Here is a 15,162-nt window from a genome sequence, read left to right as displayed (position 1 = left end):
TTGCAAACAGGATTGATGAGGCCGTGTCCGACTCCACAACATTTCCCAGCACGCCCCAAAGCGAGTCGATCACGACCCGGAACCGTGTTTTTTACGACCAGCTCTGGTCGGGCGCAAAACTGATACGGCCCCAGTCCTTCCATACCTGGAAGATGTTCTCCGGGATGGCCCGGGAGGCTGGGAGGCGGCTCGAAATCGGGCCAGGACTGCGGCCCAGGCTGCCGCTGGAGGGAACGGATTTCTTTGACCTGAGCAGCGAGGCGGTCCGCCAACTGCGCAGGGCTGGAGGCAGTGCACGCACCGGCAGCGCCTCCGATCCGCTGCCGTACGAGGATGCCACCTTCGGCCTGGTCTGCGCCCTCGATATCGTGGAACACGTGGAGGACGATCACGCGGTGCTCTCCGAGATCGCGCGCGTCGCTGCTCCCGGAGCGCGGCTCATCATCTCGGCCCCACTCCATGCCGACCGATGGATACCTTTCGACGATCTGGTGGGGCATTGCCGCCGCTATGACCCGGACGTTTTTTTCGCCATGCTGGAGAGCAATGGCTTCACCATCGAGGAAAGCGCTGGCTACGGCATGCAGCCCAAGTCCTCGCGCCTGCTGGATTTTGGCATGCGCTTCCTCGCCTGGAGGCCGCGCGAGGGCATGTGGTGGTATAACAACATCTTCATGCCCATCGGGCTCATGTTCCAAAGTGAACTCAAGTTCGCCCCGGGAACAGAGCATACGCGTAACCTCGACGAGGTACTTCTGATCTGCCGCAAGACGGGCTAGAACTTCAGGCCGATCGACGAGTAGATGCCGTAGAAGTTCATCAGGTAAAAGAAGTCGCTATTCGTGTAGTCGATGTACATGTAGCGATAGCCCACCTCGGCAAAGACATTGCGGGTGAAGTTGACGCCGAGACCCGCCATGATATTCCACGCAATCTGCGAGCCGGCGCCAAAGCCGCCGACATCCGCCTGCGCATGCAGGTAAAGCCAGCGTGTAAAGTTCACCTGCCCGCGGAAACCGAGGATCGGGTCGACCCACCATTGGTCGTTTGACGCCGAGGTCGGCAGGGAATTCTCGATATCCTGCGCGAGCTCCTTGGAGACCTTGGCCTTCGCCGCAGCCACGCGACTATCGATAGCGGACGTGACCTCGCCGCGGGCGACGGCGACATCGCGGGCAACCACAGCCCGCACGTACTCGGCGATGGCTCCACGGGTTCCCTGGTTAAAGTTCCGCAAAAGGTCCAGCTTGGAAATGTCGACGCCAGAGCGAGCCAGGTCGCCATCGGCGCGGTTGGAAATGTCATTCATGGCGGCGCGACGAAAGAGGCGGCGCTTCAGATCGGCGTTCACATTGGAAGCGATCTCCGCGAGCAAGGCGTCTTTTTTCGCATCGATGGCCGCAATCACCTGGTCGCGGATCGCTTGCACGGCATCCTCGACCCGAGTGTTAATACGCGCTGCGACGGCATCGGTGATGTCATCACTGACAGCCTGAATGCCAGAGGAATCCGTCGTCAGTGAAGCCGACATGCCGAGATAATAATAACGAGCACCGGCATAGAAATCGAGAAAGCCGCGGTAGTCGTCGATGATCCGGTAGGCCAGAGCGAGGGAGGCGACGCCCTGATCGAGGCTGACCGTGCCGGATTTATAGAGATTGCCGCCGAGATTAGCCGAGCTCTCCAGCTCCATGTACATACCGCCCGCCATGAGGCCCCAGCGCCCCTTGCGCACCTCGGCATTGCCCATGATGCCCCACTTGAGGTTCTCCAGGATGGTGCGGTTGCTCGCATTGACCTGGAGGGCGGGAAGCCCGCTGAACCCGGTCAGACCCGAGGCGTTGGGCGCCCAGATATACGGCTCAATGAGAAAGCTCCAGCCATTGGGGTCCTTGCCCGGAACCATTTCAAACGGATGGACCGGATGCAGAACGTCGTCGCGGACGAAGTCGCTGACCGGCTCGAGAAAAGAATGCTTTGTCGGTTCTGCCGCGGCAGGCGCAGGAACCTCGCCCGCAACCAGTGCGGAACACCCCAAAATCAGGCAAGTCGGAAGGATAGCCTGAATTCCCCAAAAAGACTTATTCATATTAATCGATCAGCAGCGAATACCGTGTCCAGATTCAGTGGGCCAGAAATTCCTAATGCTAAGGATTCTGAACGATTCCCGGCGGATGCCATTCACCCTGCCCCGGCGGAAGGATGGAGGGCTGCTCCGTCTTGGGCCAGTAAAGACGCATCACGATGTAGGCGGTGCCGTCCGGCGCGGGGAGCCAGTTGCTTTCCTTGTCCGCGCCAGGGCTGTCCTTCTGGATGTAGATCGTGAGGGAGCCGTCCGCGTCGGTCTTCAGGCTGGGCAGCATGGGCGAGTTGATCAGATAGCGGTTGAGCGGGTTCTTGATCAGCAGCTGCGACTTTCCGTCATACATCGTGACGGACCAAAAGGCATTGATCGGCGGCAACTGGCCCGCCGGGAAGGTGAGCGTGTAGTTGTGACTGGCTGTGTCGAGAGTCTCGCCCGTCGCCGTGGTGCGGCACATGGGATACATCGCCTCAACAGCGTCGTTGCCGAAGATACCCGCCTTGGCCGCCGCGGCGCGGAGAAGCCAGTCGCCGTTGTAAAAGGCGCGATCGCCAAAGGCCGAGCCAATATTCCACCCGTTGATCGTCTTGCCGAGAGTCTTCACGCGTTCGTCGACCTTGCGCTGGCCCTCCGCCATGCCGAGAAGGACGGCAGCCTTGTGCTCCGGCGAGAGAGACTTGAAATCAAAGGTCTTGCCCGGGCCGACGCCGATGCGGGCGAGCCTGGCTCGAACCTCTTCCTCGCCCGGACCAGCCGGGGCGAACTGCAGGACGAAGTCGAGATACTCAAAGAAGTTCGTCTTCGCGAGTTCCGCATTAGCCTTCGGAAACTCCAGGGCGAGCGCCGCCGCGGGAGCCGGAGTCTTCAGGTAGGAAGACAGCGGCTGCACGCGGTAGCCGTCCTGGACCTTGATGACATTGGGCATGTCGTCGGCGTTGAAGAGCTGCGTGCGGAAGAGGGCGATCGTGAAATCCGAGCTGGATTGAAACACCTTCTTGATCCCGGCAGGCACCTCGCCTTTCCACTGCGGACCGACCACGAGGAAATCCCCGGCCTCGTTGCCTGTCGCACGACTGCCGATGTAGCCGTAGTTGAAGGTATTCCAGTCGCAGAGCTGCACCGAGTAGTAGCGATCTTTCTCCACATCGGGGACCGAAATCACATAGGGCTCGGCGCGGAGATCGAGGCAGGCAAAGGAATACGGCGTATCGCTATTCGGAGTCACCACCGAGGTGTCCTGATAGGTGAAAACACGATGCTCGTTAAAGAGCTGGCCGATGGGGCTCTTGTACTGACCGGAATCCTTGTCGACCCAGAACTCATAAGCCGCCGTGTAACACATGACGAGGGGCAGGCCGTAAATGAAGCCCTCCTCGGCAATCGCCTTGACCTCGGCGAGGTCGGGCACAGCGATCCCCGCCTTCTGATCCGCAGCCTCGGCGGTCGCAACCGCATCCGGCTTCCGATCACATCCCTGAAACGCAGCGGCACATAGCACGGCGCTTACAACCACCTTGGAAACTAAAGTTTTCATATTATTACTTATTGCGACCTGATCTCATCTTGCACGGCCAAGCCCTGGCGAATTAGTTAGCGCATCGTTTTCGAAACGCCAGAAACTAATCATGGGATTTTCGCCCTGATATTTTCGCCATGTTCGAGGCCTTCTTTCCGCTAGTCACCCGCCTTTGAAGCAGCCTCCATCAGGCGCTTTTCGTCAGCAGGAGTCAGTTGGGGACGATCAACCTTGATCGACACCTTGTTAAGCTTTGCCGTGAGCGGAAAGGGCGGCAGGTAATCAGCATCGTTCACTCCGGTAAGGGTATCCGACCCGACATCGAACGATTCGTCCCACTGCAGAATCATCGGAAGCGTCTGTTCCATTTTGATGGTTTGCACTTCCTTGCCATCGACCTTCAGGGTACCGGTGCCGGAGCGCCCGACGCCGCTGAAACTATTGAAGGCCAGCGTGCCTGCACCCATGCCGTCATAAGCAAAATCATACTCGAGCACGTGCCGTCCTGGAGCCAGGACGTCGGGTGCCTCCCATTTGATGCGCTTGAGATCGACGAGATTCCAGAGGAATACCGGCTTGCCTTTCAGGAGGTAGAAGCCATAGCCGCCAAACCGGCCGCCCGACGTGACGATCATGCCATCGCCGCCGCCTTCCGGCACGGTGACATCCGCGGTGATCGAGTACGAGGTATTCAGGATGAATGGCGAATCACCCTGCGGCAGTCCGGTCATCGGTACGGTGTAGTTAAACTCCGTGCGTCCGGCGGTGATATTAGGACGTGGCGCAACGATGCGTGCCGCCACCGAGGCGTCCAACGGGAAAACCTGATATTTCTCCGCTTCCTGGATGAAGACCTTTTTCAGTTCCGCAACTTTGTCCGGGTACTTGGCGGCCAAATCCTGCGACTGGCTGAAATCTTCGTTCAGATTATAGAGTTCCAGGACCTGATTATTCAGAGGGTCCGTATTCGCCGGGCCAAACGCATCCCATGGCGCGCGGTTCACCTTTGTACTCAGGAGCCAACCGTCATCGTAGATCGACCACTGGCCCATCATTTCAAAGTATTGCACCTTGTGTTGGGAAGGCGCATTGGCGTTTTTCGCATCGAAGGTATAGGCAAAACTCGTGCCCTCGATCGGCGACTGTTTGATGCCATCGACATAATCCGGCGGCTGGATGCCTGTGACCTCCAGCAGGGTCGGCACGACATCGATCACGTGACAGAACTGCTGTCGCAAAGCACCTTTGTCCGTGATGCGGGCGGGCCAGGAGATGGCCATGTTTTGCCGTACGCCGCCCAGCCGGGAGGCGTTCTGCTTGAACCAGGTAAACGGCGTGTCAAACGCCCACGACCAACCGGCCGACATGTGGTTGTAGGTCTGCTCGGTACCCCACACGTCATACCACTTCATCTGTTCGGCCACGGGAACGCTTACGCCATTAAAGAAAGCGACTTCGTTGGGCGTGCCCAGCGGTCCGCCCTCGGCACTCGTTCCATTGTCGCCGTTGATGTAAATGATGAGCGTATTGTCGAGCTTGCCGATGTCCTCAATGGTCTGAATGACGCGGCCGATCTCGTGATCGTTGTAGGCGGCATAAGCGGCAAAAACATTAACCTGCCGGACATAGAGTTTCTTTTCCTCCTGCGTACAGTCGTCCCAGTTCTTGATGACATTGGCGGGCCAGGGTTCCAACTGCGTATTCTGCGGGATCACGCCGAGGCGCTTCTGGTTTTCAAAGATGCGATCGCGAAGCTTGTTCCAGCCATCGTCGAAGAGGTGCATCGCCGTGATCTTGTCGACCCACTCCTTCGTCGGGTGATGCGGGGCGTGGGTCGCGCCAGGCGCGTATTTGATAAAGAAGGGCTTGGCGGGATCGATCTGGTTGACGCGATTGATGTAGTCGATCGCGTCGTCAGCCATGCCGGTGATGAGGTTCCAGTCTGGCTTGCCCTGAAAGGGATAGATCTGAGTCGTGTTGCGGAAGAGATTTGGCTGCCACTGGTTGGCGTCGCCGCCGACAAAACCATAGAAATACTCAAAGCCCATGCCCGTCGGCCACTGGTCGAAAGGCCCTACCTGGCTGGCGGCAAAGGCGGGGGTATTGTGATCCTTGCCGAACCATGCCGTGGCATAGCCGTTATCCAGGAGGATGCGCCCGATGGTGGCCTTGTCCTTGGTGATGATGCTGTTGTAGCCGGGGAAGCCCGTCGACTGCTCGGAGATCACGCCGAACCCCACCGAATGGTGATTGCGCCCCGTGATCAGCGCCGCGCGGGTCGGCGAGCAGAGTGCCGTCGAGTTGATATTGTTATACCGCAGGCCATTATTGGCCACCCGATCCATCGTCGGGGTCGGGATCACGCCGCCAAAGGTGCTCGGTACGCCAAACCCGGCATCGTCGGTGATGATGAGAAGGATGTTGGGGGCCTGCTTAGGCGGAACGATGCGAGGCGCCCACCAGGGTTTGGATTGGAGAGCGTCCTGCTTGATCACCCCGCCAAACTTGGGATCCGGCGCCGGGAGTTGGGCGTTGCTGATCGTCGTCGTCGCACTCGGGGAGCCGGAAACCCCGGTCGTCTGGAGAGGCGTGGGAGACGGCGTCTCCGCATGGGCGAGGGAAAGAGACGCGGCGAGCACTCCAAAGCCGAGATACTGACGGCAGGCTTCCAGGATACTATCAGGCAGGTAAATGGACTTCATCGGCGACGGTTGCGTCTTTCTCTAGACGCAAGTTCTGAAGGCGTGCTATCCATTTTGTGCAATCGGTTTAGTAGCGAGCCGATTTCCTGTGCAAAACCTCATTCCCGAAGAAACCGGCGCTGCAGACGGGCCTTTCCCGGCGGGTTTGATTTTAAGAGAGTCGCCGTCCAGCCCCGACGAAATGGAGGAGATGGCTAAGTTTTGGAATCTCAAGGTCACCCAACTGGGCAGACAGAGATACCACTGTGACCTCGTCGCCTTTCATACGACACGCATGCAGGTCAGCAGGGTCCGGCATAAAAACAATTCCCGCCTCGATGGAGAGATCCCTCCGGGCACGGTCATCCTGGCGACTCCGGTGACGCGCGGACGGGTGATGCAATTTCACGGTGCGCCAATCGAAGCCCGCGACCTGATCTGCCAGGACTGCGTCAATGGTCTCGATATTTCCTATGCGGAGGAGATGGAGATCATCAGCGTGGCCGTCAGCCAGGAACTGATCCGCACCCGCCTTTCCCAACTCTGGCAGACCGATGCCAGCCGGTTGCTCACCCGCACGTTGCAGTTTACCTCGACCGAACGCGCCGCGCAGGTGAATCAGTTTCTTTGCGAAGCCATCGAAAATGCGACCTCTGCCGGTAGTGGGCTCTCCAGTCCACAGCGGGGCCAAGCCATGGAGGAAGATCTCCTGAACGCCCTGCTCTGCAACCTGGAAGAACCCCGGCCGCCGGATGGCGCCATCGCGCGGCGCTGGCTGGCGCGTCGAGCAGCAAATGTGATCCACGAACGCTGCCATGAGGAACTCAGCATCGGCGATCTTTGCGAGGCTGTGGGATCAAGCCGCCGAACCCTGCACTTGGGATTCCTCGAAGTCTATGGCACCTCTCCGATGAAGTACCTGCTTGCCGTGCGGCTGGCCGGAGTGCGGCGAGAACTGCTCCGACGCAAGAGACGCGGTGTCACCGACATTGCGACAGCCTGGGGGTTCAGTCATCTCGGGCGGTTTTCGGCGAGCTACCGACAGTATTTTGGCACCCTGCCATCTGACGACGCCCGCCGGAGATAGATCTCCCGCAGGGAACACCCCTTCAGGAGTGGCGGAAAAGGCCCCTCACGCCTGTCGGATTCCTTGCCGGAACCCTTCCGTGAGAACTTGACTCCTCCGCTGCTGTTTCGAAGTATTGAGCGGCTCATGTTGTTCCCCCGCTCCAGCCTGTCCTGTCTTTGCGCGATGCTCCTCGGTCTTGGCGCCGGACATGCGGATGAAAACGCCCGGAGCCTCCTGATCACTCAGCAGGTCGGAACCAACAATCTCACGACCAACTACTTCACGAATGAAGTCGTCGGCGCGATGCTCTTTTACAACGAGGGCTTCTACGGGCAGCGCAGCGTGATCGCGAACGTGGAGGCCGGCTACATCTGGAACGTGCACGAGGTATTTGACCGTTCCCAGATCCCTGCGGAACTCGGGGTTTCGGCTGCCGTGACCCACTATGTGGCAGATGCCAGCATAACGCCGGAATACGATTTTCACGCGACCATGGTCGGTCACGTACTGGCTGGCACAGGGTATACTGCGGAAAATGGAGGCCAGTTTGACTATGGTGCAGCTGATGTCTCTCCGTTCGTCAAAGCTGGCATCGCGCCGTTTGCAGAGCTCTGGTCGGGCGCCATTGCGACCAGCTTCTCCCCCGAGGATATCGGTAGCTTTTCCACCACCACGGAAGCGACCCTCTCGCCGTACCGGACCTTCTTCCGTGGCATTGCAGGCCGGAAGGCCGATGTGATCAACAGCAGCTGGGGCGGCGATGACCCGGGGGCCACCGCAGAAACCACCCGCACGATCGACGCCCTGGCTCGGGAAAACTCCACGGTGGCGTTCGTGGTCTCCGCAGGCAACTCGGGAGATTTCCCGGTTTCGGCTCCGGGCAGCGGCTACAACAACATCACGGTCGGCTCGGTCGGCGGCACGCATTTCCTCACGCCCTCGGACTTCAGCTCGCGCGAGGCGGTCGATTTCTATAATCCCGCCACAGGCGAGACGATCGCGGGCGTTCGTGCCGCCGTGGACATCGCCGCCCCGGGAGAAAATCTCGCTCTCGCCGCTTACCTCGGCAAGACAGGAGGCCTGACGCCCCGGACTGATCTCGTACAGGACGTCTCGCCCTCGGATCTCTACTTCCCCGGAATGAGCGGCACCAGTTTCTCAGCGCCGATCGTCGCAGGCGGCATCGGGCTGCTCAAGGACGTGGTGCATTACTACGAGGAGAACCTAGTCCCGCTTTCCGCCTACACTCTGGATACGCGGGTGGTGAAGTCCGTCCTCATGGCAGGGGCTACCCGCACCGAGGGCTGGAACAACGGCCAGACGGAACAGAACGGCGTCATTACCACCACCCAGTCGCTGGACTACGCTACCGGCGCAGGCGCGATGAACCTCGAAAAAACTGCGGATATCTACCTGCTCTCCGGGACCCAGGATGTCGCTGGACTCGGCGGAGGCGCGATTTCGGGCAAAGGCTGGGATTACGGGCAACTGGCAGAAGGCGGTGCGAATGAATACCGGTTCACCGATTCCTTTACCGGGCAGGTGGAGCTCACCATCTCGCTGAACTGGTTTACCGGGATGGATTTCGACGAAAATGACATTGGCCGGTCGTTGAGTTTCGCCAATCTGAACCTGGAAGTCTGGCAAATCATCGACGGTGAGCTGGGGAACAAGGTTGCCGAGTCGATCAGCCTCTATAACAACGCGGAGTTTCTCCGTATCGCGCTGGATACTCCGGGCGAGTATGCAATCCGCGTCGCCTTTCTCGGGATGATCTACGATCTCGATCTGGCTCCGAACGATACGGATTACGCCCTGGCCTGGCAGGCGGAGGCAGTCCCTGAGCCTGCGGCGTGGGTGCTCGTCCTGGCCGGCGTGATCGTTGGATGGGTGATCCGCAGGAGGCTCATCCTCGCCTGAAGTCACATTCAAAAGCCGCTGGGACAGCATATGGTCCAGAGGGAGTCTGGACAGGTGACAAAAGAAAACTCTTCGCCCGCACCCCGTTTCTATCATTCAATGGCGGGCAATGAGCCTTCCTCTCAAACCTGCAAAGTCTACGGTATTCGACCAAGTTTCCCTGGGTGAAGTCATGCTTCGCCTCGATCCCGGCGAAGGACGCGTGCGCACCGCCCGTTCCTTCACCGCCTGGGAGGGCGGCGGCGAATACAACACCTCGCGCGGCTTGCGCAAGTGCTTCGGCTACAAGACGGCCGTCTGCACGGCCTTCGTCGACAACGAAGTCGGCCACCTCGTCGAGGACTTCATCATGCAAGGCGGCGTCGCCACCGATTTCATCAAGTGGCGCGATGACGACGGCATCGGCCGCACTGTCCGCAATGGCCTGAACTTCACCGAGCGCGGCTATGGCATTCGCGGCGCGGTGGGCGTGCCGGATCGCGGCAACACGGCCGCCTCGCAGCTCAAGCCCGGTGACTTCGACTGGGACTACATCTTTGGCACACTCGGCTCCCGCTGGTTCCACACGGGCGGCATCTTTGCCGCGCTCTCGTCCACCACGGCTGAGCTGACCATCGAGGCGGTGAAGGCCGCCAAGAAGCATGGGGTGATCGTTTCCTACGATCTCAACTACCGTCCGTCGCTCTGGAAGTCGATCGGCGGCCTCGCCAAGGCCCAGGAGGTCAACCGCGAGATCGCAAAGTACGTCGACGTGATGATCGGCAACGAAGAGGACTTCACGGCCTCCCTCGGCTTTGAGGTAAAGGGCGCGGACCACAACCTCTCCAAGATCGAGATCGACGCCTTCAAGGCCATGATCGAGACGGCGGTGGCGGAGTTCCCGAACTTCAAGGTCGCTGCCACCACGCTGCGCCGCGTCATCACCGCCACGAAGAACGACTGGTCGGCCATCCTCTGGCACGATGGACAGTTCCACGAAAGCCGCAAGTACCCGGAGCTGGAAATCCTCGACCGCGTCGGCGGCGGCGACTCCTTCGCCTCGGGCCTGCAGTTTGGCTTCATGGAGTTCAACGACCCGCAGCTCGCGGTCGACTACGGCGCGGCCCATGGCGCGTTTGCCTCGACCACCCCGGGCGATACCTCGATGGCAACCCGCAAGGAAGTCGAGAAGCTCATGAAGGGCGGCGGAGCCCGCGTGGTGCGCTAAGCGCCAACCTGCCATGTCCGCACCGGTCTTCCTGCGAATCCATCCGTCGGACAACGTCGTCGTCGCTCTGCGCGCTGCCGCGCAGGGCGACACCTACGACGGAGTCCCTGCCACCGAACCCATCCCGGCCGGTCACAAGCTCGCCATCCGCCCGATCGCGGTGGGCGAGCCGGTGATCAAGTACGGCTACCCGATCGGCGTCGCCTCGGAAGCCATTCCCGCCGGGGTCCATGTGCACAGCCACAACGTCCGGGGCAACCTGGCGGAAAAGCTCTCCGACCTGCGCTACGCTGAAGTCGCCAAGCCTCAGCACGCTTCCCGCTCGGAAAGCGAGACGCAGGAAACCTTCCTAGGATACCGACGACCCGATGGCCGCGCCGCGACCCGGAATGAAATCTGGATCGTCAACACGGTGGGATGCGTCAATATCGCCTCCGAGAAGATCGCGGCGGCCGCCCATGCGGAACTGGCGACGCCCGGCTCGGGCATCGACGGTGTTTACACCTTCAGCCATCCCTTTGGCTGCTCCCAGCTCGGCGACGACCTCCAGCACACCCAGAAGGTACTCGCGGGATTGGTCCGCCATCCCAATGCCGCCGCCGTCCTCGTGCTCGGTCTGGGATGCGAGAACAATCAGATGAACGACTTCCTGGAAGTCGTCGGTCCGCAGGCTGCCGAGCGCATCCGCTGGTTCAACGCCCAGCAGGTGACGGATGAGATCGAGTCCGGCATCGAGGCGGTGCGGGAGCTGGCCGACTATGTGCGCCAGTTCCGGCGCGAGCCGATTCCGGTTTCCGAGCTGATCCTGGGCATGAAGTGCGGCGGTTCCGATGGCTTCTCCGGCATCACGGCCAACCCGCTGGTGGGCCGCATCGCGGACCTCCATACGTCCCATGGCGGCACCGTGCTCCTCACCGAGGTGCCCGAGATGTTCGGCGCGGAGCGGATGCTGCTCGAGCGCACCAGCGACGAAAGCGTCTTCAATGGCGTCATCGACCTGGTCAATGATTTCCGCGCCTATTTCCAGAAGCACAACGAGCCCATCGATGAAAACCCGTCCCCGGGCAACAAGGCGGGCGGCATCACCACACTGGCCGACAAATCCCTCGGCTGTGTGCAAAAGGGCGGACAGGCCCCGGTGCGCCAGGTGCTTCCTTACGGAGCCACGGCGAATCCCGGACTCGGCGGCCTTTCCCTGCTCCAGGGTCCTGGCAACGACGGAGTCTCCGGCACGGCCATGACCATCGCCGGAGCGCACATCCTGCTTTTCACCACAGGCCGAGGCAACCCGATGGGCTTCCCGGTCCCGACGGTGAAAATCTCCAGCAACTCCGACCTCGCCACACGCAAGCCGCACTGGATCGACTTCAGCGCCGGTCCCGTGGCCGACGGCACGGCTGACTTTCCCGAGCTCACCGAGCAACTCTGGCGACAGATTGTGGCCATCGCCTCGGGCGAAGCCCATACCCGCAACGAAACCCGCGGCCACCGCGAAATCGCCATCTGGAAAGACGGCGTGACTCTCTAGAAACCCACCGCTCCCCACGGAATAACCCGACCATGTCCTCGCCCCTGCCCAAGCTGAACGCCGCCACCCTCGACATCCCAACCAACACCCGCCCGGAACGCATCCTGCAATTCGGCGAAGGCGCATTCCTCCGGGGATTCGTCGACTGGATGGTGCACCAGCTCAACAAGCAGGCGCTTTTCGACGGGTCGGTCGTGGTGGTTCAGCCGCTGGCCAATGGCCTCGTCGACGCGCTCAACGCGCAGGACGGGCTTTTCACCCACATCCTGCGCGGCGTGGTCGACGGAAAGCTGGTGGAGGAGACCGAGGTCGTCGGCTCCATCCGGCGCGGAATCAACCCTTTCGCGGACTTCGATGCCTTCCTCGCCACCGCCCGCAATCCTGACCTGCGCTTCGTCGTCTCGAACACCACCGAGGCCGGTATTGCCTGCCACCCAGATGACCGCATCGACGCGCAGCCGCCGGTCTCGTTTCCCGGCAAGCTGACCCGTCTGCTGCTGGAGCGTTTTCAGGCCTTTGGCGGCACGGCGGAAAGCGGGCTCGTCATCCTCCCCTGCGAACTGATCGAGTTCAACGGAACCAACCTCCGGCGCTGCGTGCTGGAGACCGCGGCTAAATGGGAACTCGATGCCGCCATGATTTCCTGGATCGAGACGCACGTCGTTTTCTGCAACACGCTCGTCGATCGCATCGTGACAGGTTACCCGCGCGAAGAAGCGGCGGAAATCTGCGCCAAGCTTGGCTACGAGGATACGCTGCTCAACACTTCGGAAGTCTTCCACGCCTGGGTGATCGAAGGTCCTGCCTCGCTGGCGGAGGAACTGCCGCTCGACAAGGCGGGCCTCAACGTCATTTTCACCCGGGACTACAAACCCTATCGGGATCGCAAAGTGCGCATCCTCAACGGCGCGCACACCTCCACCGTCCTCGCCGCCTTTCTCGCCGGGCATGACCTGGTAAAGGAGTGCCTCGACGATCCGGCGTTTGCCAGCTTCCTGCGCGATGCGCTCAACGAGGAGATCATCCCCACCCTCGACCTGCCACGCTCGGATCTCGATGCCTTCGCCGCCGCCGTGCTGGAGCGTTTTGCCAATCCCTTCGTCAAGCATCCGCTGCTCAGCATCTCGCTCAACTCCACGAGCAAGTTCACCGCCCGCGTGCTGCCCTCGCTGCTCACCTATCTCGACCGGCGGGGCAAGCTGCCCGCGCGGCTGGTCTATTCTCTGGCGGCTCTCGTCGCCTTCTATCGCGGCACCGAGATCGCGGACGGCGCGCTCATCGGTACTCGCGCCAAGGATGGAGCCTACCCGATCAAGGACAGCCCCGAGGTGCTGGAGTTCTTCCGCGATGTCTGGACGCGTCCCGACACCTCCGCCGAAGCCGTCACCAAGGCCGTCCTCGGCCACTCAGCGCTCTGGAACAGCAAGGATCTCAACGACGTTCCAGGGCTGACGAAAGCCGTGGCTGCCGATCTCGAAAAAATCCTCGTTCAAGGAGCAAAGGCTGCGTTGCCATAGCCGGTCGCGGAAACGGGAAACTTTCCCTGGTGCAAAGGCGGAGGGCTGGATAAGCCTCGAGCACTCAGCCTAGGGGTAGAGGTTTTTGTTATCGATAGTAGCCGGCGATTGCAGGGTGACGTGACCATCGCACCAGAGCAGGCTTGTCTTCTCGCCATGCGGTTTTGCGATTCTCTGAAAGCTAGACCATCCCGTGTCGGCAAATCCCGGCCCCCATCCCGACGGGGTGGCAGTCGAATCGGCCATCAGGATCGTGCTTCCGGGGCGCGTAATGGTGTTTGCGCTTTTCGCGGTTTTTCCGCCCGACAAAGAGTCCACCATGACGTTGTAGTTGACCGTATATGGGTACCCGTATGCGTTGTGCACCTGATCCGGCACAGCACCTGCAAACTTGGTGCCGTTGGCCGGGCAAACACTTAGTTTGCGCAGGGACTCCACCCCTCCCACATAAACGGCGAGAGGAGACTCCTTCCCATACTTCTCATTGGCTGTGTGCCAGGCCAGCCACCCGGCATCTCCTGTCTCGGCATTCCACGGATTGGCAGGCGGATAGGAGTTATTGTTTTCCGCCCGGTAAAGCGCGATCGCTTCGTAAATCTGCCGCAACTGGGAGGCGCACTTCAGGCGCTTCCCGTTCTCGTTAAAAGCCCGCATTCCTCCTGCCAGCATCGCGGAAAGAACACCGATGAGCGCAATCGTCACCAGCAATTCCATAAGGGAAAACGCATGCCGGCTTTTCGAGCAACGCCAGCCTGTCAGGGAAGAGCTCATGGGGGAATCTATGAAGTCTCTCAGGGAACAAGCGCCTCGCAGCGAATCTCCTCCAACTTTTCCTGGCTCAAGGCACCGCCCGATCCACTCTCCGCCCCGAACAGCCGGATCTCATCAATATGACCCTGAAAGGGACGCTGCACATCCCGACCACCATTGCCAATGATGCACAGCGGCGTGTGCGATCCATCGCGCGCCGGCGTCCATCGGTCCATTGCGAGGGTTCCCACTCCCACTTCACGAACGGACGAGGAATCGGTACCTGCATAGTAATGGATATTGTCCGACCTTTTCGTCGCATCAAAAGTGACGGCAAAGAAGTTCCACTCTCCCGGCTTGCTGCCAAAGACAGGGTCGCTCTGCCCTCCATCCACCTGCTTATCCAACCTAAGTTCCAATCGTCCCCCGCCGACGGCCCAGACGGTCATCGCGTTTCCGTTCAGACTGGGTTGGATATAGACGATCCGGGCGGTATCGCTAGGCTGACTTTCGGTCGGCTGGAACCACCCCGTCACGGTAAATGATGTCATTCCCCGCTGCCAAATGGTTTCCTCCCCACGGATGGACCCCTCAGCCCATCCTCCCTGTCCGTTCCGTCCCATGCCGGTGGCCCTTGAGTTGTTGAATGAATGGTCCCCCGCCTTTCCGCTCACTCCTGATCCCGTCTGAAGCGCGGCGGCCTCCCCATCGGCGGAGTACATCGTGAGCGTATGACCGTCCGGCCCCGCATCGGCAGTTGTTGTCGTCTGAAGATCAGGATCATTAAATGAATAGCGCAGGAGCTCCTGTTGCGCGTGGACGACATGCGCTGAAGCAAGGGAGACCAGAACCACGAAGAGGTGCCGGAATTTCATAGTTACGACAAGGGTG

At 60.6% G+C, this 15,162-nt stretch carries 11 protein-coding genes; 6 read left to right on the top strand and 5 right to left on the bottom strand.

Features of this window, described 5'->3' with window-relative positions; genetic code table 11:
- The first annotated feature begins 23 nt into the window (after nt 1–23).
- Complete coding sequence (locus TSACC_RS06430; RefSeq protein WP_075078554.1) at nt 24–779, top strand: class I SAM-dependent methyltransferase; 756 nt, start codon at nt 24–26, stop codon at nt 777–779.
- On the opposite strand, the gene TSACC_RS06425 is transcribed toward TSACC_RS06430, so the two are convergent.
- The 3 genes from TSACC_RS06425 to TSACC_RS06415 form a co-directional block, all read right to left on the bottom strand.
- Nucleotides 776–2,089 (bottom strand): outer membrane protein, encoded by a 1,314-nt coding sequence (locus tag TSACC_RS06425; RefSeq protein WP_153811310.1) that lies wholly within the window; start codon nt 2,087–2,089, stop codon nt 776–778. The two genes, TSACC_RS06430 and TSACC_RS06425, sit on opposite strands and share 4 nt — an antisense overlap.
- Nucleotides 2,090–2,147: 58 nt before the next feature.
- Nucleotides 2,148–3,617 (bottom strand): DUF1254 domain-containing protein, encoded by a 1,470-nt coding sequence (locus TSACC_RS06420; protein WP_075078552.1) that lies wholly within the window; start codon nt 3,615–3,617, stop codon nt 2,148–2,150.
- Nucleotides 3,618–3,757: 140 nt separating this feature from the next.
- A complete protein-coding gene (locus tag TSACC_RS06415; protein ID WP_084400253.1) occupies nt 3,758–6,301 on the bottom strand; it encodes an arylsulfatase in 2,544 nt (847 codons plus the stop codon).
- Between the two features lie 190 nt (nt 6,302–6,491).
- Between TSACC_RS06415 and TSACC_RS06410 the strand changes: the two genes are divergently transcribed.
- From TSACC_RS06410 to TSACC_RS06390, 5 genes are all read left to right on the top strand, one after another.
- Nucleotides 6,492–7,367, top strand: a complete 876-nt coding sequence (locus TSACC_RS06410; RefSeq protein ID WP_169809560.1) for an AraC family transcriptional regulator — start codon at nt 6,492–6,494, stop codon at nt 7,365–7,367.
- Between the two features lie 126 nt (nt 7,368–7,493).
- On the top strand, nt 7,494–9,269 hold the full coding sequence (locus tag TSACC_RS06405) for a S8 family serine peptidase (RefSeq protein ID WP_153811508.1): 1,776 nt from the start codon (nt 7,494–7,496) through the stop codon (nt 9,267–9,269).
- A 109-nt stretch (nt 9,270–9,378) separates the two neighbouring features.
- A complete protein-coding gene (locus TSACC_RS06400; protein WP_075078549.1) occupies nt 9,379–10,476 on the top strand; it encodes a sugar kinase in 1,098 nt (365 codons plus the stop codon).
- Nucleotides 10,477–10,489: 13 nt separating this feature from the next.
- Nucleotides 10,490–12,004, top strand: coding sequence for a UxaA family hydrolase (locus tag TSACC_RS06395; RefSeq protein ID WP_075078548.1), 1,515 nt, complete (start codon nt 10,490–10,492; stop codon nt 12,002–12,004).
- A gap of 32 nt (nt 12,005–12,036) precedes the next feature.
- Nucleotides 12,037–13,521, top strand: a complete 1,485-nt coding sequence (locus TSACC_RS06390) for a tagaturonate reductase (RefSeq protein ID WP_075078547.1) — start codon at nt 12,037–12,039, stop codon at nt 13,519–13,521.
- 69 nt (nt 13,522–13,590) lie between these two features.
- Here TSACC_RS06390 and TSACC_RS06385 read toward each other — a convergent pair whose 3' ends face one another.
- Together TSACC_RS06385 and TSACC_RS06380 are read right to left on the bottom strand one after the other, a co-directional pair.
- Entirely contained in the window at nt 13,591–14,292 is a 702-nt protein-coding gene (locus tag TSACC_RS06385; RefSeq protein WP_084400252.1) for a type II secretion system protein, read from the bottom strand.
- A gap of 20 nt (nt 14,293–14,312) precedes the next feature.
- On the bottom strand, nt 14,313–15,146 hold the full coding sequence (locus tag TSACC_RS06380) for a LamG-like jellyroll fold domain-containing protein (RefSeq protein WP_075078545.1): 834 nt from the start codon (nt 15,144–15,146) through the stop codon (nt 14,313–14,315).
- Nucleotides 15,147–15,162: the final 16 nt, after the last annotated feature.

The organism is Terrimicrobium sacchariphilum (assembly GCF_001613545.1).
Classification (GTDB): Bacteria; Verrucomicrobiota; Verrucomicrobiia; order Chthoniobacterales; family Terrimicrobiaceae; genus Terrimicrobium; species Terrimicrobium sacchariphilum.
Note: the sequence above shows the minus strand (reverse complement) of the source record. Positions and strands in the feature narration are given on the sequence as shown.